The sequence below is a fragment of the Alteromonas gracilis genome (assembly GCF_036870955.2).
Classification (GTDB): domain Bacteria; phylum Pseudomonadota; class Gammaproteobacteria; order Enterobacterales; family Alteromonadaceae; genus Alteromonas; species Alteromonas gracilis_A.
Window position 1 is genome coordinate 4198392 of the sequence record NZ_CP145482.2, and the last position, 23385, is coordinate 4221776.

Genomic DNA, 23385 nt, shown 5'->3' on the forward strand with positions numbered 1-23385 from the left:
ACAATTATGGCAAAACTTACATCACACTTTTTTAAGAAACGCCCTAAGCAAGCAGCAAGTGCAGATGCTCCTTTGTATCACCTTGATCACAGCCGCCCAATGAGTCGCCGCGAGTTTATCGCACAAGGTTTTTGTACGGGGGCAGCCACGGTTATGGGGGGCTCAGTAATGAGCCTATTTGCCAACCCTAAAATGGCACACGCCACGCTATCAGCCGATTTAGAAGCCTTAAAAGCAACCTGTGGTATTGCATCCCAAGGTGCGGGGAAAATACCCTTTATCGTTTTTGATCTTGCAGGCGGTGCGAATATAGCAGGCTCGAATGTACTGATAGGTGGTCGCGGCGGACAACTCGACTTTTTGAGCACCGCTGGCTACTCTCGCCAAGGCCTGCCGGGTGATATGGTGCCGTCCATTGCTAATCCTGACACTGGTCTATCTGACTTTGTGAATAACGAATTAGGCCTAGCGTTTCACAGCGACAGTGCTTTTTTACAGGGCATTCTCGATAAAGTCAGCGTAACTAATCGCGCCAACATTAATGGCGCTGTCATTCCCGCACGCTCAGAAAATGATACGGGTAACAACCCGCACAACCCCATGTACGGTATTAATCGCGCAGGCGCGGATGGGTCACTGCTTACCTTGATAGGTAGCCGCAACAGCGACTCAGGCGGTAATTCAATGGCGCTAAGCAGCCATGATTGACGCTGCCGTCAGACCCACCAAAATTGACAGACCGTCTGATGTAACTGGGCTTGTAGACACCGGCGATTTAGTTGGCTTATTAAGTCAGCAAGACTCGGTGGCGGTGATGGAGTCGATTCAGCGTATTAGCGATATGAAGCTAAATAACGTCAACACACAAATTACTGCTGACGAAGTCGTCAAAGACATGGTGCGCTGTGGATATGTGAAAAGCGCAGACATTACCGACCGATTTGGCGACCCTTCAACACTAGACCCTGCACTCGACCCCGTTATTGTGGGCAGCGACGGCATATTCGGTGAAGAAGAATTCAGCGGTGACGGTGAGTTTAGAAAAACCGCTTCTGTTATGAAGTTGGTAATTAATGGCTTTGCTTAGGTGCTGGCACAATTACAATGGGCGGATATGATTATCACGACGGTAGCCGCGCCACCGGTGAAGTGCGCGACCGCCGAGCAGGACGCTGCATGGGTGCATGCTTAGAATACGCAGCACGAGTGGGCATGCCGCTTATGATGTATGTCTGCAGTGATGGTTCGGTATTCAGTAACGGTATGGTGGATGACTCAGAAAACGGCCGTGGCAAAGGAGTGTGGACGGGTGACAACTCATCAACGTCCGCCTCATTTTTCTTGGTGTACAACCCCGGCGGCGCACCGCAGCTCATAGGCGCAACGCCAGATATGCAGGCGCAGCATCAGCAGCTTGGCTTTATGCGCAGCGACGGTTCAGTAGAAACAGCGTCAACACCAGCAGCAAACAATGTTAATTTGCTGGTTGAAACCATTATTCTGAATTATTTAGCTCTGCATGGAGAGCAAGGACAGTTCGCGTCGACGTTTCCTAATCACGGGTTGGGTAACAGTGCGTTAATGGACAGCCTAACTGCCTTTGAACCTATCGTCAGTGGCACTATTTGATAGTGCGCTTTTTAATTGGGCTTATATACCATTAATAATGGTGAATGAAGGTTAAAGGGTAAAGGATAAAGGGGCTGATAAGCGCAGCGCCCCTTTTCTAGCTAACGTTTTCGTTTTGCTGTGCGAACACGTTAACTCTACTGCGTTAATCCCGCCGAGTAGTGGAGCTTTCGTTCATTATCCAAAATGATAGCTTCATAGTCAGGTAAGGTATTAATTAGATTAATGCCGTCGACCACGCCCAACACAAATACAGTAGTAGAAAGAGCATCGTTAATCGTACTTGATGGCCCAATGATCGACACTGACTGCACTTCATACACTGACTTGCCTGTTTTAGGTGACAGAATATGATGGTATCGGTTGCCATCTTCTTCGAAATAACGCTCATAATCGCCGGATGTCGAAATGGCGATACTCTCAAGGGGTAACCTTACTGCTTGCTTGTCGTCGTTACGCGGGTCGCGAATGCCCACTACCCAAGGCCTACCGCGTCGGTCTCCCAGAAGACGGGTATCGCCTCCTGCAGTGACCAGCGCATGTTCAATCCCCATCGCAATCAGTGCTTCTATCGATTTATCAACAGCGTAGCCTTTTCCTATACCACCAAGGTCAATTTTAACGTCGGGATGGTTAAAGAAAACGGTGTTTTCTTCATTATCTAGCGCAATATGGCGATAATTTACGGCGTTCAGCTGCTTATCAATACGGTCTTGATCGGGTTTTGCGTGGTTGCGATAGTCGTACATAAAGCCAACGCTAGCGAAGGTAATATCAAAGGCACCATGGCTCATCGCGCTAAAGGTGTTGGCTTTTTCGATAAGTTCAAACAAAGCGGTATCGACTTTTACAGGGTGCTGGGCTGCCTCGCGATTAAGCATGGCAAGCTGACTCGTTTCAATGTAAGGGCTCATAAGTTGGTTAACCGCCTCCATTTGAGTGAAGACGGTTTCAATAGCAGCGTCACCTTGGGCTTTGTTATCAGCCCACACTTGCACCTCGATATTGGTACCCATAATGCTAGCATTGCCCCAAAACCAATCTGCTAATAGTGTGTTGGGTGAACATACTCCCCAAAATGCCAATAGTACTAGCCACTTTTTCATACTGTCAGTTCGCATAGCTTTGAAAAAAATTGCATGTAACGATAGCACTACCATAGCACACCCCTTTTAAATGGCGGGTGTTGACATTTATATCTGGGTATTTTTTATATCCGGGCCTTTTTACTGAACATTTTTAAAGGGCCTTGAGTGAGCCCTGCTACCGATTTGCCAATTCGCGCTCGCTTTTAAGCCCTAAGACCTTTTTAAAGAAAAGCGTGGCTGGGCAAAATCCTGTAAAGCTTTGCTGGAATAAATTGGCACCGATAAACACGGTAAACCACAGGAAATTAGGGTGCACAAAGTGGGTAAGCGCCACCGACAGTAACACCATAAAACCTGCAAATGCAGTTAGAGCTTTTTCTTGAGACATGATAATTCCTCTTCACTTTACTTATGTGATGACTGTCAGAAACACCAAACGATTGACCTGACAGTCTTTTCAAACTGACGTTAATAAAAATAGCGATACGCAACATACGCATTGCTGGCGTCTTCAAACTGCCCCCAAAAAGTGGATGGATTGTCACCGACAAACAGGTTAATTCCACTTCGAATTTGCCATTTATCGGTAGGCGAATAAGTGACGGTTGCCTTTAGGTAAGCATCATTGTCGCTGGGGGAATAAAAAATAAAGCCGTTTACGTTAAGTGTTTGACGAAGGGCCATCCATGTCAGGCGCGCCGTAGCCCAATGACGATATTTTTCTTGTAGGGTTTCCAATGTGCCCATGGTGCGATCTAGCCTTGCGGCATCATGGGTATACTCGGTATACCACTGCACACCCGCGTTAACGTTGGCCACAAGCTCTTGGCTGTAACCTAAAAGAAAACGGCTTTGATCATTAGGTATAAACGGGTTGCTGCCAGCGGTGTCTTCTGTGCTGTTGTAAAATACGTATTCGGCGTTGGCAATTCCGCTTCCAATGGAAGCAACTGCACTCAAGCCATACGCGTTCATTTTGCTATAGCGAGGGCGACCGCTTATATCAAACGCGGTAGGTTGTTTGCTGTAACCCACATAGCCATATGCCGCAAACTCTATGCTTGATACAGTTTTATAAACGCGCAGTGCTATTTCTCGATTGGTAGGGCGATTTTCATCAACAACACTAAAGGCTGGGGCAATGTTTTGCTGAGTCTGTGGGCTGTAGAATGAGAACACCTCGTCGGTTATACCGATATCAGGCTCAAACTGCGGCATATAAACAACGTCCACGTTGGCCAGTTCAAAATAGCCCGATAGCTTTAATGCTGTACTGGGCGCTTTCAGATATTCGTCATCGCGACCTGAAAAAAACGATTGGTAGTCTTTAGGGAAGAGATCGTTTAGAAAAACATAATCGCCTGTGCCCCACGTGAGTACCTGTCGGCCAACTTTCATATCAAAGGCATTAGCCCATGAAGTATTGCCTCCCACACTCTGTGGTAATAACTCACGTAAGCTACCCTGCCACGCCAGTTCTCTCACTTGGCTTTGCCAGTGCTTTTTAACCCCGTCGTAAAAAACATCCACTTTTGATGAAAATGACGACGCACTTAGTGCATAGTCTGCACGCAGCTGTAACCGTGCATCACGCAATGTGCCTTGCGTATTAAGGGCCGTGTCACGCTGCATTCTGTTACCAATGGCGATTTCGCCAAAGCCGCTTATATTAAGCGCGTTTGACTCAGTTTCTGTCCAATCACTCTCATCCCAAACATCGTTTTCCCAACCGTCGCTTTGCCATTCGCTTTGTTCTTCTGGAGGCAGAGCACCTTGAGCAGCACTTTGGTCCGCATTTTGTGGCGTGTTTTGAGTTTGTTGTGAAAACGCCATTTGGCTATGCATTATCGGTAGCAATACTAGCAAAAGAAAAGGCATTTTCTTGGCATGTTTAATTGGCATCGTCAAACAACTCACATACTAGTTGATGTATGCCTGAGGCGGCACACGCAAACTGCGCTCGCTAAAGATGCTATCGGGTAAGTCAACGTCGTACTGCACACCTTTAAACTCCATTAGGGTATACCCCCTGAAGCTAAATCTGACACCTTACTGCGCACCACTGTAGGGTAGCCTTGAATAGTTTCCACGCTTACCGCTTCAACACGACGATAATTGTTATCACCTTTATAAAAATTAATGGTGGTTGGTAAGAAAGTACGCTTGTCGATTTCAACGATATAGTGGGTGAACTCAACGCTTTGAGGCTTCTTAGGGGTGGCCTTAAGCACATAATGCGTATCAGTTCGAGAAACCAAGGTAAAATCATCCTGCGCGATTGCGCGCCCCGACACATCTTCATAGAAAAAATGAGAGCCTACGAAAGACGTACGCTTATCACCTGCGGCAATACGCTTCACTAAATCAAGCGCAGGAAGATATAGCCAGCGGTCGTCATCAGTATTAAGGTCAGCATGCTTTTCAACACGAAAAACCGTGCCTTGTACCTCTGTAGGACGGCTAAAAAACACCAGCATACGTTGGTCACCCGTATCTGCGCCTTCTTCAGTGGTTACGTCTTTACGCAAAATAGTAAACTGACGCATTTGTTTACGGCCTTGTTCGTCCACAATGAGCATGCGCGCCATAGACTTACCGTCTTTGCCAGAGTAGTACGCCACCTGCTCGGCTTTTTTGACAAGTGCATCGACATCGAGTGCCATGTCTGTATTAGCTTGCAGCTCTGATGGCTGTGCAGCGAGCGCAGTGGCTGATACAAGCAGTGCTATCCCCCATACCGTGAATAACTTTATATTCTTAGAAAGAACAGTTGTAACGCGCATTTTAGGCCTCCTTGAAAACCCAACGTTTGAACATGATCATGGCCGCGGGTAACACCAACAAGGTGACCAGCGCCGAAATAAACATAATACTGGCGAGAAAAATGCCCACCGTGATGTAAGGCACCAGTGGCGCCAGTAGTAGTGGTGTAAACCCAAGCGCAATAACCAACGCATTTCGGGTAATCGCACTAGCGGGCTCGTCGAACATAGCGTTTAAGGTGGCGTTTACATTGCCCGTTTCTTTGTATATTTCTTTTGCCCTTGCCAAAAAGTGAATAGCGAAGTCTACCGATAGCCCCAGTGTCAGCGCAGACAGCACGGCAATTGGCATATCGTAGTCTTTGCCTACAATGCCGATTGCGCCATAAATAAACGTGATGGTGATGGTCAATGGCAACATGGCAAGTACGCCAAATACCAGTGAGCGGAACAGTAGTACCATCATCAAGAACACAATAATGAATGCGCTTAGCAAGCTTTCGAGCATGCCTGCCACCATATTTTCTTGCCATACCACGTTAAGATAGGCTTTGCCTGCCCACTGATAGCGCAAGCCTTCTGGCAACGGATTCTGCGCAAAGTAATTTTCCACCAGTTTGATTACTTGGGTCATATCTTGGTTGTCACCACTGGTTAGTTGCAGCCATACCAGCGTTTTCTGATAGTCAGGCGTTACAAAATGCCATAAGTCTTGCGGGCGGTGTGAAGACTGGTATTGCAAAAGTGTTTGTGCAATTGCCGCTTGTGTTGTGGGTAGTACGTAGTCTTTGTCTTGCCCCGAACGAAGCTCTCGGTTGACCACTTTAACAATGTCGCTAAGCGATTGAGATTTACCGACCAACGCTTGATCACTAAGGTAGGCCTGTAAGTTAGCTAGCAGTGCTACGTTCTCAGGTTGTTGGAATACTTTGCTTTCTCGCTTAATCGTTTCTACGCGTTTAGACAGCGCTTCCAATGCCGTTATTGCGCTATCGTCAGTTATTTCAAAAAGCGCATCATCTATACGTAATGAAAGCTGGCTAAGTCGATTATCTTCAGTTTCTTGTCGCAGCAGTGTCAGCGTTTCTTGTTTCCATTGATTAAGCGAACCCGGTAATTGCGACGTTGCTAAAATACGCTCTACGCCCTCTGCCTCGCGACTACTCTCAATCACGATATAAGCATTATAAGTACCCGCAAACGCTTGATTCAGCGCCCGGTCTGCCACACGAATTTCATGATCAGATTTAAACCAACGCACGGGATTATCGTTTATTTGAATTTGCGTAATGCCCCACACCGACACAGCCGACACCATCGCAAACGTTATTATCAGCACACTTTTATAGTTAAGTGCGACATAACGAACACGGTCTATGCCGCGCTGTAGCAAAGTGTCACTTTTACCTTTATGAAGTGATTGCTGAAGTTTTTGTAGTGATGCACCTGACATGCGCGAGATGTATGCTGGTATAAACGTGAGGGTAATCACAAACGCTAATAAAATACCAAAGCCAATGTAAGCACCAAATATCTGCACTGGCGGAATGGGCGTTAGCATGAGAGAGAAGAAACCCGCCGACGATGTCAGTGACGTGAACAGCATGGGTTTAAATAGATGCTCAACAACGGTAGTAATGACCTCATTTGCCTTTTGACCGGGCTTATAGCGGTCTGAAAATTCTGAAAGAATGTGTACAGAATCTACGACAGCTATGGGCATAAGAAAAATCGCAATCATGGATGACATGATATGCACCGTAAACCCCATACCAATAAGCGCGCCCATGGTTATGATTACGGTTGCCATCGCCACTACCATAGGGGCACTAATCAAGGTGAGATTGCGGAAAAACACAAACAAAAGAACAAAAATCATCAAGCCCGCCGCAGGCGCTGCAATGCCCATCTGAACGAACATTTCAACGCCAAATTGGTCTTCGGCTACCGGAAGACCCGTAATGTGCCACTGCAACGCACTACTTGAGTCTCGACTATCTGCATTACTGTTACTCGTATCACTGTTTTCTAAGAACAGTCGAATATCTTGTGCAATGCGATAACTTTCGTTTTTGTCTTTTATTGGTACATAAATAGCCGCCGCGTTGCCTGACGACGAGGCCAGCGTGCCCTCTAGCATAGGCAGTCGCGAAATTGCAGAGGCAATGTCTTTTGCCTCGACATCTGATTCGGGAGGTGCTGACATCATCCAAGAAAAAACCAACTCGCCCTGATCACCTTGCGATATGTTATCTACCGTGGAAAACGACATCACATCCCGTTCTACAACACCGTCTATAGATAAAATATGCTGCGTAAGATTATCGATAGCTACTAGGCTTTGTTGTGTGAAGATGTCCCCTGTTGGGGCAATCACGCCAACAACAATGGCATCAAACATGGCGAAGGTTTGTTTTGTCTCATTGTGAAAAGTACGCGCAGGATGAGAGCGTTCGAGCATGTTCTCTGGGTCGGTATCAATCGCGATAAGACGCATTTGGAATGCACAAAATAGCACTATCGCAAGCAATGCGGCATATACCCATTTTCCTTTATGCGTAGATATCCACAATAACTTTTCGACGATGCGAGTACTTAGTGCTGTCATAAAAACTCCAAAGAACCAACTTAACTTAAGACAAGACAAATCAAATAAGATTAACCTTATATATAAATAATCTTATATTAATGTGCTAAGATCAAGCTACTTTTTAAACAGTACCGAGCCAGCACATTTTGTTGTTTGTAAAACGCGACACACACATTGAAAAAACTACATATCTTTTTTCAATGTGTGTGTATCAGCTTTTTATACGACGTAAAAGAAAACAAAAAAACACATAAAAATCATAAACATATAAACATTTTTTCAGAAATTAACTTCTGGCACAGATAAAGCATAGTTAAGACTAACGGATAAAGACAGAATGCAATGTGTAGCTAGGAAGGCTTTAGTAACGGAGAGACCAGATTGCATGGGTGATTGATATTGATGTTGACGACATTGAATGTAAATGGACTCGGTCAACAAGGAAACTGGAGTGTTTTAATATCGATGCTAAGGACAAGGTGTTTTGTATTCGTTAAGCGCTGGTCGATGATGAGGCTAGGTTAAAGACAACCTAGTAAAACTCGCAGGATGCAAAGAACTTGTTTCATAAGGAATGCAGACAAGTCCTAGAGTGCCTACATCGAAAGCACCGACAGTGATGTCTTGTACAGCAAGGGATTGTTGACCCAATTTGGATTCGTTGGATGACTTTGTGTGTTGCTTCAGCGAGACCATTGTGAGGACACTAATAATGTCGTCGACATTGTTAGTGAGTTGTCACCCGACGACTACCCTCTCCCCTCAAAGGCCCATCCCGGCCTTTATACACCTCTGATTTTGGCCCGCCTTTGGCGGGCATTTTTTTAGTATCACTATGATATACTGACTGTTGTCCAACTTGCCTAGCGTTTAAGGGCTTTACTACGTGTTACTGGCTTCCACTACACCCATTGTTTTTCGCATTTTGTTCTGTGCGCTACTTGCTACCTCTGTTGGTCAAAGCGTAATGCTTACGACGTTGCCGTCTATGGGTAGAGAAGCCGCTCTGACGGAATTCCACATTGCGACCATCATGTCGAGTTCTGCTTTCATATTCGCTCTAGGGACTAACGTATGGAGTAAAGTTGCCAAGCGGGCAGGTTTTAAACGTATTCTAATGGTAGGCTTAACGGGGTATAGCTTAGGGACGTTTGCGTTCGCAAGCGCTTGGATGGCAGGCTTTTCAGGCATTATAAGCGGCACTAATCTGTTTTTAGCGCTGTTATTAAGTAGGAGTTTGCAATCTACTATAATGTCAGCCACACCGCCTTCAGCAGTGGGGTATGCCGTTGCCATCAGTTCGGTACAAGGTCGGGTTAGTGCAATTAGCAAGGTAACCTCAGCAAGCAACGTAGGTCAAATCATTGGGCTTAAGATACGCAGGGTTGCTTGTAGGGTTTGGCTTACTTGCCCCCTTTACAGCATCGTACTACTCACATTATTGGCACTTGTGTTGGTTTACTTGAAGCTACCTGCACTCCCAACAGTTTCACAGCACACGACTACTACATCAACGAATTTACCGGAAACCGCTCACTCGCGGGTACCTTACGTCTTTGTTGCTGCCTGTATTTGCATATTTTGCGCTATGGCAATGATGCAACAATCCCTAGGCTTTTTCTTTATCGACTTTTACCAACTCAGTCCTGTCGATGCAGCACGACAAGTTGGCTTTGCTATGATGTGCAGTGCAGCAGCCTCACTTTCTGTGCAGTTTGCCGTAGTGCAGAAAGCCAGGATCAGCAAAGAAGCAATGATATCAATAGCGCTTCCGCTGCTTACTCTCGCGTATTTAGTCTTGTTCTTGCATAGCACCATGTGGATGATGTTTCTTGCAATGACGATTATGGGCATTGGCATGGGCATGGCATATCCAGCTTTAGCCGCTGCGGCGACAACCTATTGCTCTGATGCTCAACAGTCTTCAATCACCAAGCCTAATAACAGCGACTACCGCTATGGGCTATATTGTCGGCCCACCGCTAGCAGCCTTTGCATACCAGCAGCAGATTGCTTTTCCTTTTGCCATTGCATCACTACTTATTGCCGTTACCACGTGCATTATCTTTATGACATTGCGCTTCGTAAACAAGCAATCAAACACCGATCACCCCGTCACTTGATAACAAACAGCGCATTACAAAGCACTGCTTTAATACCAAGCCACTCTCAACGCTTAACATGCCACGCTGTTAGGTATTTATTTTTTTACCTAATAATTTGAACAAACGCGGAACCTTTTCAGTTTTCCGCTATCTTACTTAATACATAAAGTCGTTGAGTGTGCGTCTTTGTGGTGTGTAAATGTGTTTTCCAAGTTATGTTGTGTTTTTTTGAAGGGGCTTCTAGCCCCTTTTTCTTTTCTAAACGCTACCTTACCTATATCTATCCATACACGCGAATGTATTAAATATGAAAAGAGCCAATGCTTGCTCACGTCACTATTCTGATATCACACCACACAAATAGAAATAATTATCATTTACATGTATAATGTGTAGTTTTACACTGGAGTGGTATATGGCTAACACATCACCTTACAATGTCGTCGTGAAAAGTACTTCACGTGTTTCACCTAACATGCAAAGGGTTCGCCTAGCTGGAGACTCACTTCACGCTTTCCCAAAAGTATCGCCAGGCGCCTACATCAAGCTACTCTTTGACACTAGTGGCAATCCAGTTGAGTCGCTATCAATGATGCCTAAAGAAGACGTGGTAATGCGAACTTACACAGTAAGTTCGTTTGATGATGGCAACTATGAGCTTGAGTTAGATATGGTACTACACAGTGATAATGGAATTACTGGTCCAGCATCGTCATGGGCCGCTACGACAAAGCCTGGTGATACCGTACTTATTGCAGGACCAGGCTCAAGCAAAGCGCTTGCACCCAATTATGACTGGGTACTATTCGCCGGAGATATGACAGCTTTACCCAGTATTAAGAATCATCTCACGTCTCTACCTAAAGAGACGCTTGGGTATGCTGTCATTGCTATTGAGCACGAACAAGATAAGCAAGTGATGGATAAACCAGACGGTGTAACCATCATATGGACAGTCTCCAGCGAATTATTGAAAACAATAAATGAATGTCACTGGCATGCTTAAGACACCTGCGGTATGGGTTGCCTGTGAGTTTTCTGAAATGCGTGCCATAAGGACGTGGCTTAAAGACATCAAAGCAGTACCACACAAACAGGTTTACATCAGCAGCTATTGGAAAAAAGGGCGAAGCGAAGACCAGCATAAGATAGAAAAAAGGCTGGATAGCGATGCTTTTGAGAAGACACTGCGATAATCAACTCACACGTGTAGGGTTTGCAATAGCTTGTAAATACTGCATTTAAATTGCCTGTATAAAACAAGCTAGTAAGCCATAAACCATTCTTATTCAATATGTTATGTAATGGAACAGCTATTGCTTTTTTTTAGATGACTGGTTAACGATTTTTCGCCAGTTGTTTTAACCAAATGCTTGGATAAGGAGAGCAAGTTATGAACAGTGATCGTATTGAAGGTAATTGGAAAGAAATGAAAGGTAAGGTACAGCAAAAGTGGGGCAAATTTACCGATGACGACTTAGATGTCATTGACGGCCGACGTGAAGAATTAGTAGGTAAGATTCAACAGGCTTACGGCAAAAGCCGAGATGAAGCAGAAAAAGAAGTAGATAAATACTTCAACTAATTAAAGTTACTAGGGCCGCCTCGTGTGATATGCGGCCCAACTATTTGTCTGAGGCTGTCATACTTTTTTCCCACCATGGTAGGGAAAAGTCGATATTGTCTTGGTCATACGTGTTCGCATATTTCATGCGAACCGAAGACCAAAAAGCGGCTTTGAATACGGGATCGTAAATAACGAATTCGCCTTTTTCACGATATTGCTCAAAAAGCTTCTGATAAGCCCCAACTGGCGTGAGTGGGTTATCCTGCTGAAAGACTACGTCACCACCGTAGGCCTCATACAGGGCCTTTGATACTTTCCAGCTTTTTGCCATTCCCTGAGCCATTGCGAGGCGGTAACGTTCTAGTTCGTCTTCTTCAAAGTTGCCGTTGTCGTCTAAATCAACGGTCCACAGTTTAATCACCGAATAAGCTGACTGTATCTCACTGTCGTTTGGCTCTATTTCGTTTTTGTTTGCGAAGTCAGCCAACACTGATTCTGTAATTTTGATACCAAGCGCTCGCTGTGCCAACAAGGTTCGCACTTCTTTTTCAGACTTGTCCGTGAGAATTGATTGAAAGCGATCAACATCAGCACCTGTAGGCTGAAGCTCGCTATTAGAGATAGACTTGTTGAACAAACGAGCGATAATCTCGTTTGCTGCTTGAGGTGTGTTGATGCCAAGCGATACTACGATGGCCGCAAAGAGCACCATAGGGATAACGTCTGAACGAGTCACTTTGTATGCTTTCCTAAGTTCCGATGTTGAGCACAAGCACAAGACATATTCATTGAGTGCCTTAAGAATTTTCCGTTGTCTTGATAAATGACATCTTAATAGCCTCATACTTTAGGCTATTTGTTGTTAAAATTCCACTTTCTTACGTAGTGATTTTTTCACACTTTGTTGTTTTTTTACTTCGCCTCTGCGCACTTTCACAGACCGACTTACTTTTGTTGCCCTTCTTGGTTTTTTTCCACTGTCGCCGCTTTAATCCACGCGACCAGTCTGTTAATTGCATCTTCTCTATTTTGCTCTTGTGTCCTGAAGTTTTGCGCTTTAAGAACAAACACACCATCGTTCGTCACGCGACTATCTTTCAATTCAAGCAAAGTATTTTTGAGCCTATCTGGTAATGAAGAGGCGTAAATGTCAAAACGCAAATGGATAGCACTGCTCACCTTATTAACATTCTGGCCGCCACTACCTTGTGCTCGTATTGCCTGCATATCAATTTCGTTTTCATCGATAGTAATCGATGAAGTTATTTCCAATACCATTACTCGCTACTCATTTTGAGACACATCTCGTAAGCTATTAATATTCAAAAAGCACCTAGCCCAACCCACGCCGCTACCTGTTAGTGTAACAGGTTATCTTGAGTAACCTAAAGCGGGCTAGCTCTAGATACCTTGTGCATGCTTTATTTATTTTGATCGATAACCAAGAGTTTGTTGACCTTATTCAAGGGAATAGATAGGTTAAAAATTACACGTTGGTTAGGGAAGTCCCATGGTTATACTCTTTATTGTACTTGTCGCGCTATTGGTCGCTGGCCTCTTTTTTACGAGCAAAATTGACAAAGGCATTGAGCAGAGCTTTTCACCGAGCGGCAAACTCACAACCGTCAGCGGCGGTATAATTCACTGGCACGTCAAAGGAAAAGGACCCAATGTAATCCTTATTCACGGATTGCTAGGTAACAGCAAGAACTTTGATGAGCTCGCAGACATACTTTCTGACGACTTCACCGTATATAGCATAGACAGACCTGGTAGCGGATTCTCTAGTCGCTACGGTCATACCTCAGCCACGTTTGAACAGCAAAGCAAAATGATTATTGAGTGGATGGATAAGGAAAATATCGATAAAGCAGCACTTGTAGGTCATTCTATGGGTGGAGGAATTTCATTGCGTTTAGCCCTTGATGCACCTTCTCGCATTTCATCCGTTTCTTTGCTCTGCCCCCTTACCACACCGCTTAAGGGCGGCGCTGGGCCGCTAACCATGCTGTATATTCCAAACGATCCTATAAGAAAAACTGTGTCTTCAGCGTTTGCTAGCCCACTACGGGTCAAGTTTGGACAAAAACAAGTGAACCAGATATTTCATCCCGAAGCTGTACCCAATGACTTTGCAGTTAATGGAGGTGGAATACTGGCGCTGCACTCAAGAAGCTTTTACGAAGGTAGTAGAGATACCGTATCTGCCCAAGGCAGTTTGCACCGTCAGAGAACGCGATACAATGAAATTACCTGTCCCGTTGGCGTTTTATATGGACAGGACGATGTCATTTTGGACCCAGACCAGCACACTAGAGCGGTAATAGAAAAACTTCCCAACGCTAAAGCGCATACATTAAAGGGGGCAGGTCACATGATCCCCATAACCCAACCTGGGGAATGTGCCGAGTTTATAAAGAGTATTGTATCACTCGCTTAATTAGAGCGTGTTGACCTTTCCGTACACTTTACTGCAAAAACGTACGGCAAAGGTCAACACGCTCTAGTGAATAGCAACACATGGAGTGGCATCAGAGGCAGCCATGTTTTGGCCCAAATTCTCGATAGACCCCATACCGCCGGCTTTATTCTGTTTCATGAGACGTAATTGGTCAGTAACTTGCTCAATTCCGCTCCTACGCGTGCACAATAACAAAGGGGATGTTTCAAGGTCACCATTGTACTTATTGAACCACACCTGCATTTGATCACTGTCCCCTTCTGACACAGTAATGAGTAAATGATACATTCGAATAAAGGCAAGCTGGATTCGGTACTCTTGCGTGCCACTTTCAAAACCTAACAAAGTAGTTTGCGCGAGAGAAGAAGGAGAAATTCCAAGAATATCAGATGCTTGTTTGATATTTAGACCAAGCTCTTGATAAGCCCATGTAAATGCCTTAGTGACTACACTGGTTGGAAATAGCGTTCTGTTCATAATTCTATCTCTATGTTTTGCACTATTGTTTGTCCATATTGATAGTTTGAATGCTATTTACGTACCATTCATGCTCTGCATAACACTAAGGCCAGTTGTCGCTGTAACTTAATTCGGGTTTGTAGGGGATTTGAGATAATGAATTGCAAGTGCTCTTTTATCGACCAAATAACCTTCACTTTCTAGCCAGTGTACGGCCTGGTCATTAGTTTCAACAAAAACGTGGGCAATCCCGAGACTATTGTATATTTTTTCTAATTGCATTTTAGTGGATGAACGCACAGTAGAGTTACCCAACACCACCGCAATATGACTTAAGCCCAGTTTCATAACACTCTTCACTAAAGACTTAAGTGCGTCGGCAGCGTCTGGAACGAATAGTGATTCGCCTGTCACGAAAACAATATCTCCCCATCGATTTCCAGCTAGGCCCTCTCTTTCTGATAAGTAATCTTCAGCAAATTTAACTACGCACTCAAGATTCCAAGGTCCTTGTGCCTGAACTGCCATTATCGCTCCACAACGGCTTACCACATACTCACCATGAGCGTACTTCATAATTTCGCCTCTACTTAATTCCTTATTGCATTCACCAAGCTTTTTCAGGCCTGGTTAATATAACAAAAAACATCGAAGTCGGCGTAAAACCGCACTTTGAATGCAGATAATGTCACTGCACTCAAAGTATGGTCCACTTCAAAAAAATAGCCAACTAGGCAGCGAGGATAGTAATTAGCTCAGCAAACGTTGGACGCCCCTGTATATCAAGGGGAAGTTTCAGCTCACGTGCAATATCACTAACACTGATGACCCCCTTACTTCGTGAGAATCTCTGTCCATCACCAAACAATGTTGTTGGCCATAATCTTTTAATGTTTCGACAACATCTCCCACTGTTGAGCGTGCAAGTTCCGTAAAATCAAACGACATTAAAGACGTTTTCGGTCTTAAAAAGTCATTTACCGTCAACTCATCACGTAAAAGGTTTAACTCGGTCATTCGCTTAATCAACTGCTGCTCACCGACATCGTGGCTAGTCACTATACCCATGAACCGATTCTGACTATTAACCACCAGCATCATTCTCACATGGGACTGCCGCATTATTGCTTCCACTTTAGTTGTTTAAGCGTCCGCCCATCTAAAACATGAGGCAGATGCTTTTTAAAGTCGGTAAATACCGTCATCGCTGATGAATCAATAGTTATGGTGTTTTCAACCACAGGCCAGGCCAACGTATCTATGGTTTCAGTTTTATATAGATTTAAGGCATGCATACCTAATTCTCCTAATCAAAAATTGTAAGACGATGATTTGATTAAGTATGCAAAGGTGGCGCTCGAATAGGGCTAGATGAAAATGCGTAATAACGCACGCTACGTAACGACGCAATATCGTTACCGCTATTTAAAAAAGCGGTGAAAGAACGAAACGAAATAAAAGCAGCATTATCGATATCATCGTAGTGTGACTCATCCGCCTCGAAATCCCATTGTGCGGTGAAAAACGATATCGAGCTTGCCGACTTCACTTTACTGCTATGTTTGGCCGCGCGGAGCTCTTCTCCAAGTTCTGAGAATGTGACGAGTGATGACAGTAACAGAGGCACAATTAAGGCCAATACAACTAACGGTACACGCACAACTGAGCGCCTTATTGCGTTTAAAAACACGCAGTGTTTTTGATACACATTAAACTATAGGAGCTTTTCTCACGTTTAACACCCTAACTTAACCGAATTAACGTGTCGTTAAACGCCAAAGTCTGTTTACAGACCCTGCCCAGAACATTCTGGAAAATAGGATGGTTGCTCGGAAAATTTGCAATGTTTAATTCACCGTTTAAGACATACACTAGTGAACACTGAATAAAGAAATGAGTTACACAATGAAAACCAAGTGGTCTTTCACCATTATCATCGTGCATTGGGTAAGTGCCATTGTTGTCATTGGCATGTTTTCATCAGGTTTGTGGATGGTTGACCTCACCTATTACAGTGATTGGTACAAAACCGCACCACATTGGCACAAAAGCGTTGGCCTTTTACTGTTGTTTGTTACTGTTTTTCGCTTGCTTACTCGCCTTATGTCGGCCCGGCCACCTTCATATGGGAGTAAAGCCGAGAAGATGTTAAGCAAAGTAGGTCACGGCTTAATTTACGTACTTTTACTGGCGTTGTTTGCATCGGGCTATTTAATTTCGACCGCTGACGGGCGCGGTATAGAGATATTCAATTGGTTCTCTGTCCCCTCGCTGGGCGAATTTTTTGATAATCAAGAGGACTTAGCGGGTGAAGTGCATTTTTACTTGGCGTGGTCTCTCATTGGTCTAGCTGTGCTTCATGCAGGCGCAGCATTAAAACACCACTTTTTTAACAAAGACGACACGATGAAGCAGATGTTACGGCTTCGATAGAAACAATTGAGGAGAAATGATGAAGAAGTTAACACTTGCCTTAGCGGCAGCACTGTCTTTAAGCACCGTACAAGCGGCTGATTACGTTATTGATAGCAAAGGCGCGCACGCGTCTATCAATTTCAAAATTCAGCATTTGGGCTATTCATGGCTAACAGGTCGATTTAATGACTTTGAAGGCACGTTTACTTATGATGACAAAATGCCAAGCAATGCCAAAATCATGGTAACGATTGATACTGACAGTATCGATTCAAACCATGCAGAGAGAGATAAGCACCTAAAAAGTGACGATTTTCTAAACGTCAGTGACTTCCCTGAAGCCAAGTTTGTTAGTACAAAGATAACCGACAAGGGTAACGGCATGATGGATGTTATGGGTAATTTCACCTTACACGGCGTGACTAAGCCTATTACCATTGAAGCCAAAAAGATTGGTGAAGGTAAAGATCCGTGGGGTGGCTACCGTGCAGGTTTCGAAGGCACCACGACAATTGCACTAAAAGACTACGGCATTGATTATGACTTAGGTCCTGCGTCACAAACCGTAGAACTTGAGCTACATGTTGAAGGCGTTAAGCAATAATTATTGCAAAGCAAAATATAAAGCCCCTTTTGTGAAGGGGCTTTTTTATTTCTAGTGAAGCTTTAATTTAGGGCTAATAGCATGGCTGAGCTTTTTCACCAACAGCTTTAGCGCCCCCTTGGTTTTTCCATGCACTGCAAATTGATGCATGTTGTACAACGATACATACACCAGCTTTGCAAGACGCCCTTCAATAAACATACTGCTGTTTGATAGCGACCCCATCAAGCTGCCCACTGTACTGTATTTGCTAAGATGCACCAGTGAACCATAGTCTTGATAAACAAAAGCTTTTGGCTCTTTATTACTGAACAGCGCTTTAATATTGTAACTGACAATATCCGCCATTTGATGCGCTGACTGTGCTCTAGGCGGCACCCATTTTCCATTTTCTTGCTGGAAGCCACAGCAATCACCCAGCACCCATATGTTTTTATGCGATGAACTTCTCAAGGTTTTATCGACAAGAATTTGATTGGCGCGATTCGTTTCAAAAAGCCCCATACGGGTGATGAAATCAGGGGCCTTCACACCCGCAGCCCACACCATAAGGTCGGCATCGATACGACTGCCATCTTTAGTGATCAAACCTCGCTCGTCAGCCTCAGCCACCATGGTTTGCTCTTTGATGTCGACGCCAAGTTTATAGAGGGCTTTGCGTGCAGAGTTAGCTATACGCTCAGGTAATGCTGGCAAAATACGCTCACCGGCTTCCACAATCGTAATTTTTAACCGTGATGCCGACATATCCGGCATACCGTACGCTTTTGACAAGTTAGCAACATGGTGAAGCTGCGCAGCAAGCTCGGTACCCGTTGCGCCAGCGCCAACAATGGCTACATCAATGCGTGCATCTTTATCTTCTTGCTGATTTATTCGAATAAGCTGATTTAGAAGCGCGCGATGGAATCGTTCCGCTTGTAGCAAAGAATCCAAAAAGTAGCAGTTTTCGGCTACACCTGGCGTACCAAAGTCGTTACTAACGCTGCCTATGGCTAGCACCAATTGATCATAATGAATGTGACGTTCAGGCAACACTTGTGCCCCCTCTTCATCAAAAAGAGGTTTTAACGTGATGGTTTGTGAGTCGGCATCGAGTGCGCACATTTCACCAAGCTGAAAGCGATAATGATGCGCCGCAGCGTGAATTGCGTAATCCACACCGTCTGAATGCTTATCAATGACACCGCATGGCCACTTCGTGCAATAGCGGCTTCCAGATATGGGTTCGACTTCGGTCGACAAGGGTTATTTCGGCTTGTTTTTTTCTCCCGAGGGTGCGGCTTAAACGACTGGCTAGCTCTAGACCACCAGCACCGCCACCAACTATAACTATTTTCTGCATGGGTTTTACCTATTTACAATCATTCCACGTATAACCACTGCTTGTGACACTTAAAACGTGCAAAAGCTATACGTGGTATGACTGCAACCCATGCGCTAGAGTAGTTAGTTCATTAATACAGTAAGGTCTAATACCTTAAGATTACGCCTGTCTATGAACTAGCACAAGCGCTTACCATCAAGGCCTAAAAGTAAGTGCTATAAGTCAAACGTTGCGCTGACCATAAAATTGCGCGGCCTTCCTGGAAAATATCGTGGCCCAGTAAAGCTTGTAAAATCAGCACGGTCGGCATATTCGGTATCAAGCAAATTGTTAACACGTGCAGCTATAACCACGCCATCAGTTAGTGCAAAGCTTACTCTTGCATGCAATAGTTCGTGGCCTTCATACTCGTTCGCGTTTTCTGCATCGGTAAAATAACTGTCAATGTGCTGCCACTCTAGCTGAGCACGCACAGCACTGCTGAAGTCATAATTCAGTCTGGTATTCATCTGTAGTTTAGGTGCGGTATCAATATCATTACCTTGGATATCCGTTTCGCCTTGCAGCTGGCTATGTTCATAAGTGTGTCGCGCATAGCTACCTGCTATATCTACAGACCATTTATCGGTTATAGCTTGGCTTAGCGTGAGCTCAACACCGCGGTGCCAAGTTTCGCCATTGCTAATATTGAAAAAATCGCTATTGCGGTAGATGACGTTATCTTTTCTAAGACTGTAAACTGCCAATGAGTAGCGCCCATTGTTCGTTAGTCCATTGATACCAACCTCGTAGTTTGTGGCAGTTACGGCATCAAGGTCAGCCACTTGTTGCGCCCGTTGCAAGCGATAAAGCTCTGTCGCTTGTGGCGCGCGATACCCCCTCGATACACCTAGATAAAGCTGCGTGGTATCGTCTAATTGGTAGCTTGCAGACAGTTTAGGGCTGAAGTTGTCAAAATCGTTTTTGCCACTTTCTGGTCTCGAGTAGCGGCATCCGCCAAAACCACATTCTGTGCCGTCTTCTCTTACACGACCAACATTCATGTTGTTGATATAATCGTATTGCATACTTTCAAATCGACCACCAACAGACACATCCCAATTTCCTTTTTGCCAGTTCAACGCAAAAAATGGTGCCAGAAGTGTAGCCTCAACGTCGTAGTCGTAATGCCTGCCCACGGGTACGGTTTCGACCAAAAAAGCTGACCCGACTGTTGGCGCGTTTTGTGATTGCATGAGTTCACCTTCGGTGTACTCAGCATCCACGCCTACATCAATGTTAAATGTGGAACTCACGATATAATTAAACTGAGAGAGAACACCCACGCCTTTTTGTGCATTTTCTTCCAACGGTTTTCCAGGCAAGAAGTGCATCAAAAAATCCATGCTTTGGTCACGCAAGTAAGGCGTAACTGACAGTTGGTGCCCGCCTTCAAAGCCCATTTCAACCTTGCTCCAAAGCCTCATGCTTCTCGCTTTTCGAAAGGCCTCAGGATTAGGGTTAGACTGGGCAATATCCTCGTCTTTGTAACTCTCAAATCCGGTAATATAACCCGCTGTATCTTGGTCCAAATTAGTATAAGTAAGGCCAGTGGTTACTGTTGTGTTTTCTAGGTTAAGACGATGGCGCAAGTTCACCTTTTCTTGATCAACGCCTTCACCATCGCGATAACCATTGTCTCGCGTCATGCTAGCGTTTATACCAATTCCGCTGTTAGTGAAATCTTTACCACTGCGAAGTTTAATCCTGTTAAAGCCAAACGAACCGTAGTCATAGCTTAGAAGCCCTTGGCCTGTTGTTGTATCTGGCGTGATAACATTAATGACCCCATGTATAGCATTAGAGCCATAAAGCGGTGAAGCAGGGCCTTTCAACACATCAATTCGCTCTGCCATTTCACCATGTGCTTCGAACAGTTCGTTTATGTTGCAAAAGCCCGCCGCGCGAAGTGCAATACCATCTTCTGCAGCCAAAATTCCGCCGCATGCGCCCGCGCCTGTAAGTACGGGGGAGCGCAATGCCGGTAAGTATTCCTGCCCATTGCCTCGTTGCACACCCGCGCCCGCTACATAATTTAAGGCTTCTTGAATATGCTGAAGCGAAAGCAAAGATAATGTTTCATCTGTTATCGAAGACACTAAATAACCCTGTGCACCAGCCTTTGCCGTGATGCGGCTAGACGTTGTCTCAATCCGCTCTATTTTTGCTGTTTGTTCATCTGCAGCATTTACCATAGCAGAATGCAGTGCTACTGCGGTTGCTAGTAGCGACAACGGGGATAACGGCTTTAAGGTCATTTTTTATCCTCAGATTTTAAAAACTGGCGTAGTATAGAGTATTGTACCGTGTAAGCCCCTGAACATACGTTAAAAACCGATAATTTAAAGACCAGCACCGCACTTCCGTAAATCACGCTTACCCGTGGCATAGTGTTTGCTGCGACAGAAAACCCAAAAAAATAATGATGACGTAAACAAAACTTCACTTGGAGGATACCGTTGGATACGCTTATACCCAGCCTCTCTCAACTTATCGAATTTGCTGTTGCCCCTGTATTTCTTCTCACTGGGATTGCAGGCTTTTTGAATGTAATGTCTTCGCGCTTGGGCCGTATATCAGATAGGGTTCGGGTTGCTGAACAACAAATACATACACTTTCAGACCCAATCATTGTTGACCGCTCAAAAGCTGAAATCAAAGTATTGTGGCGCAGGGTTCAGGTCATCAACTGGGCAATAGGCTTGTGTGTGGCGGCAGGACTTATGGTGTGCACCGTTATCATGGCCTTGTTTTCAGGTTCACTTTGGGTGGTAGATTTGAAAACACCCGTCATTGTTTTGTTTGTGCTAGCGATGATGTTTCTTATCAGTGCGCTCGTGGTGTTTCTTATAGAAGTAAAATTGGCAACCAATACCATCAAACTGGTTCGTACCATTCGTTGAGCACCATTGCCTTTTAACCAAAACGTAAAATGCGAAAAGGCATTATCCCCGCTCGCATTTTACGGTGCTTGGCGTTATATGTTAGCGCTCGTCATCCGCAATGGTGTCTAATACTGAAAATAGAACATTGGCGCCAATGCGAGACACCTCTTTGTCGTACTTGTTCTCAACGTTCACGCCTTCTTGACCTCCTGCCAAGTCACTTATCGCACGAACAATTACCCAATCGACATTATTTACCGTGCAGACCTGGCCAATGGCGGCAGACTCCATCTCAGTTACTTCGGCATTAAATACTTCCCTAGTCCATTTACGATACTCGCGGTTATCCATAAACACAGAGCCTGTAATGCCGTTTCCACCCACAAACAGTTTTGCATCTCGCTCATCTAACACTCGCTGTTGAGGCATTGTCTTTATCGCTTTTTTAGCTGCCGCTAATAGTCGAGTGGTGGCACTAAAGTAGGCCGTATCTTTTGGTTTATCCATACCTTCCTTAACAATTAGCACTTCATCTGGGTGAATAAATTGGAAAGGCTTATAGTGCGGTAGATGGGGGTCCACAGCGCGGCGCGCTTCCTGTTCTTCCATGAACTTCGCGTAGTATTCAGGCAAAATATACTTGCCCGGATTATTTGGGTCTTCGTTGGTGTATACACTCTCATCGTGATAGTACCAGCGTGCAGGGACAATCACGTCCCCCGGCTGCCACTTAGGATTTACAGCCCCAGCTATACCCATGTACACCACTTGTTTTACCGGAAAGTAGTCAAGCGCCATCTGCATTGTCATTGCTGCATTCGCGATACTCATTCCCGTCGCGAATACCAAAATCGGCTCATCGTGATAAGTACCTAAGCGGTAGGTCACGCCCTTAATCGTTGTAGTGGTATGAATAAACGCATCGGGATCACTCTCTATTCTGTTAAGAATCCCTTCCATTTCAGGCGCGTAAGCAACAGTAATGGCGGTAAAGGCAGGTTCTTCAAAGCTGGCAGGGCCAAATTGAGGGCTTTGCTCTTCTAAGACGTCTTTTTGAATAATTACGCAGCCACTAAGCCATAGCGAACTCAATATCATCAAAAATATTACGCGACACTGTTTCATTTTTAACACGCTCTGTTTGGTTTTTTCATTAATCTATCACTTTGATTCGACTTTAAAAGAAGAAAAATGCGGTTTTACTTTTTTAAAACAAAAGGAACACAAATTAGCTACAAATTCACAAAAAGCACATTAATTGTGCATGAATATTCATTAAAAACACATAAAACAAAAAACGAAGATCGGGTAAAGACAAAATAAAAAGCGGTCAATCGCGATAAAATGCGGTGGTTATAGCTACTTCAACGCAAAATTTTAATAGAATAAAAGACTGTCAGCTTTTTGCTACATGCAAGAGTGCGTCCGCTTATTCAAATTGTTACAGTTATGAG

At 44.6% G+C, this 23385-nt stretch carries 20 protein-coding genes and 4 pseudogenes; 9 read left to right on the forward strand and 15 right to left on the reverse strand.

Annotated features, from left to right (window positions below):
• Positions 1-6: 6 nt before the first annotated feature.
• Positions 7-1629: pseudogene (locus V6N89_RS20195) on the forward strand (hypothetical protein).
• 137 nt (positions 1630-1766) lie between these two features.
• On the opposite strand, the gene V6N89_RS20200 reads toward V6N89_RS20195, so the two are convergent.
• The 5 genes and pseudogenes from V6N89_RS20200 to V6N89_RS20220 form a co-directional block, all read right to left on the reverse strand.
• Complete coding sequence (locus tag V6N89_RS20200; RefSeq protein WP_346993166.1) at positions 1767-2789, reverse strand: FAD:protein FMN transferase; 1023 nt, start codon at positions 2787-2789, stop codon at positions 1767-1769.
• A gap of 103 nt (positions 2790-2892) precedes the next feature.
• Positions 2893-3105 (reverse strand): YgaP family membrane protein, encoded by a 213-nt coding sequence (locus V6N89_RS20205; RefSeq protein ID WP_338519166.1) that lies wholly within the window; start codon positions 3103-3105, stop codon positions 2893-2895.
• Positions 3106-3185: 80 nt separating this feature from the next.
• On the reverse strand, positions 3186-4619 hold the full coding sequence (locus V6N89_RS20210; protein ID WP_346993167.1) for a hypothetical protein: 1434 nt from the start codon (positions 4617-4619) through the stop codon (positions 3186-3188).
• A gap of 18 nt (positions 4620-4637) precedes the next feature.
• Positions 4638-5500, reverse strand: a pseudogene (locus V6N89_RS20215) (outer membrane lipoprotein-sorting protein).
• 1 nt (position 5501) lies between these two features.
• On the reverse strand, positions 5502-8087 hold the full coding sequence (locus tag V6N89_RS20220; protein WP_346993168.1) for an efflux RND transporter permease subunit: 2586 nt from the start codon (positions 8085-8087) through the stop codon (positions 5502-5504).
• Between the two features lie 868 nt (positions 8088-8955).
• Between V6N89_RS20220 and V6N89_RS20225 the strand changes: the two genes are divergently transcribed.
• The 4 genes from V6N89_RS20225 to V6N89_RS20240 all read left to right on the forward strand — a co-directional run bounded on the left by V6N89_RS20225 (position 8956) and on the right by V6N89_RS20240 (position 11759).
• On the forward strand, positions 8956-10293 hold the full coding sequence (locus tag V6N89_RS20225) for an MFS transporter (protein WP_346993169.1): 1338 nt from the start codon (positions 8956-8958) through the stop codon (positions 10291-10293).
• A 296-nt stretch (positions 10294-10589) separates the two neighbouring features.
• Positions 10590-11180, forward strand: a complete 591-nt coding sequence (locus V6N89_RS20230) for a siderophore-interacting protein (RefSeq protein WP_338519175.1) — start codon at positions 10590-10592, stop codon at positions 11178-11180.
• Complete coding sequence (locus V6N89_RS20235; RefSeq protein WP_338519176.1) at positions 11173-11370, forward strand: SIP domain-containing protein; 198 nt, start codon at positions 11173-11175, stop codon at positions 11368-11370. The genes V6N89_RS20230 and V6N89_RS20235 overlap by 8 nt, the downstream gene beginning before the upstream one ends.
• 197 nt (positions 11371-11567) lie before the next feature.
• Complete coding sequence (locus V6N89_RS20240; RefSeq protein WP_338519177.1) at positions 11568-11759, forward strand: CsbD family protein; 192 nt, start codon at positions 11568-11570, stop codon at positions 11757-11759.
• Positions 11760-11799: 40 nt separating this feature from the next.
• Here the strand turns inward: V6N89_RS20240 and V6N89_RS20245 are convergent, their stop codons facing one another.
• Together V6N89_RS20245 and arfB are read right to left on the reverse strand one after the other, a co-directional pair.
• Positions 11800-12477 (reverse strand): hypothetical protein, encoded by a 678-nt coding sequence (locus tag V6N89_RS20245; protein WP_338519178.1) that lies wholly within the window; start codon positions 12475-12477, stop codon positions 11800-11802.
• A 126-nt stretch (positions 12478-12603) separates the two neighbouring features.
• Positions 12604-13019 (reverse strand): annotated as a pseudogene (gene arfB / locus V6N89_RS20250) (alternative ribosome rescue aminoacyl-tRNA hydrolase ArfB).
• Between the two features lie 232 nt (positions 13020-13251).
• On the opposite strand from arfB, the gene V6N89_RS20255 reads away from it, so the two are divergent.
• On the forward strand, positions 13252-14181 hold the full coding sequence (locus V6N89_RS20255) for an alpha/beta fold hydrolase (protein ID WP_338519180.1): 930 nt from the start codon (positions 13252-13254) through the stop codon (positions 14179-14181).
• Between the two features lie 63 nt (positions 14182-14244).
• On the opposite strand, the gene V6N89_RS20260 is transcribed toward V6N89_RS20255, so the two are convergent.
• The 5 genes from V6N89_RS20260 to V6N89_RS20280 all read right to left on the reverse strand — a co-directional run bounded on the left by V6N89_RS20260 (position 14245) and on the right by V6N89_RS20280 (position 16321).
• Positions 14245-14679, reverse strand: coding sequence for a hypothetical protein (locus V6N89_RS20260; protein ID WP_346993170.1), 435 nt, complete (start codon positions 14677-14679; stop codon positions 14245-14247).
• A gap of 108 nt (positions 14680-14787) precedes the next feature.
• Positions 14788-15237, reverse strand: coding sequence for a hypothetical protein (locus tag V6N89_RS20265; protein ID WP_346993171.1), 450 nt, complete (start codon positions 15235-15237; stop codon positions 14788-14790).
• A 219-nt stretch (positions 15238-15456) separates the two neighbouring features.
• Positions 15457-15783 carry a hypothetical protein gene (locus V6N89_RS20270; protein WP_346993172.1) on the reverse strand — a complete coding sequence of 109 codons (327 nt, stop codon included), beginning with the start codon at positions 15781-15783 and terminating at the stop codon, positions 15457-15459.
• Positions 15783-15956 (reverse strand): hypothetical protein, encoded by a 174-nt coding sequence (locus V6N89_RS20275; protein ID WP_338519184.1) that lies wholly within the window; start codon positions 15954-15956, stop codon positions 15783-15785. Before V6N89_RS20275 ends, V6N89_RS20270 begins: the two co-directional genes overlap by 1 nt.
• A 41-nt stretch (positions 15957-15997) precedes the next feature.
• The gene (locus V6N89_RS20280) at positions 15998-16321 is read right to left on the reverse strand and encodes a hypothetical protein (protein WP_338519185.1); all 324 of its coding nucleotides are present in this window, start codon (positions 16319-16321) and stop codon (positions 15998-16000) included.
• Between the two features lie 245 nt (positions 16322-16566).
• Between V6N89_RS20280 and V6N89_RS20285 the strand changes: the two genes are divergently transcribed.
• On the forward strand, positions 16567-17094 hold the full coding sequence (locus V6N89_RS20285; protein ID WP_338519186.1) for a cytochrome b: 528 nt from the start codon (positions 16567-16569) through the stop codon (positions 17092-17094).
• Between the two features lie 19 nt (positions 17095-17113).
• Positions 17114-17680, forward strand: coding sequence for a YceI family protein (locus tag V6N89_RS20290; protein ID WP_338520178.1), 567 nt, complete (start codon positions 17114-17116; stop codon positions 17678-17680).
• A gap of 51 nt (positions 17681-17731) precedes the next feature.
• Here V6N89_RS20290 and V6N89_RS20295 read toward each other — a convergent pair.
• Both V6N89_RS20295 and V6N89_RS20300 read right to left on the reverse strand, forming a co-directional pair.
• Positions 17732-19025: pseudogene (locus V6N89_RS20295) on the reverse strand (NAD(P)/FAD-dependent oxidoreductase).
• A 197-nt stretch (positions 19026-19222) separates the two neighbouring features.
• On the reverse strand, positions 19223-21304 hold the full coding sequence (locus V6N89_RS20300; protein WP_346993173.1) for a TonB-dependent receptor: 2082 nt from the start codon (positions 21302-21304) through the stop codon (positions 19223-19225).
• 201 nt (positions 21305-21505) lie between these two features.
• Here V6N89_RS20300 and V6N89_RS20305 point away from each other — a divergent pair, with 201 nt between their 5' ends.
• Positions 21506-21949: a DUF2721 domain-containing protein gene (locus V6N89_RS20305; protein WP_338519187.1), complete on the forward strand. Its 444-nt coding sequence runs from the start codon at positions 21506-21508 to the stop codon at positions 21947-21949.
• Between the two features lie 81 nt (positions 21950-22030).
• Here V6N89_RS20305 and V6N89_RS20310 read toward each other — a convergent pair whose 3' ends face one another.
• Complete coding sequence (locus tag V6N89_RS20310) at positions 22031-23056, reverse strand: 5'-methylthioadenosine/S-adenosylhomocysteine nucleosidase (RefSeq protein ID WP_338519188.1); 1026 nt, start codon at positions 23054-23056, stop codon at positions 22031-22033.
• Positions 23057-23385 lie beyond the last annotated feature (329 nt).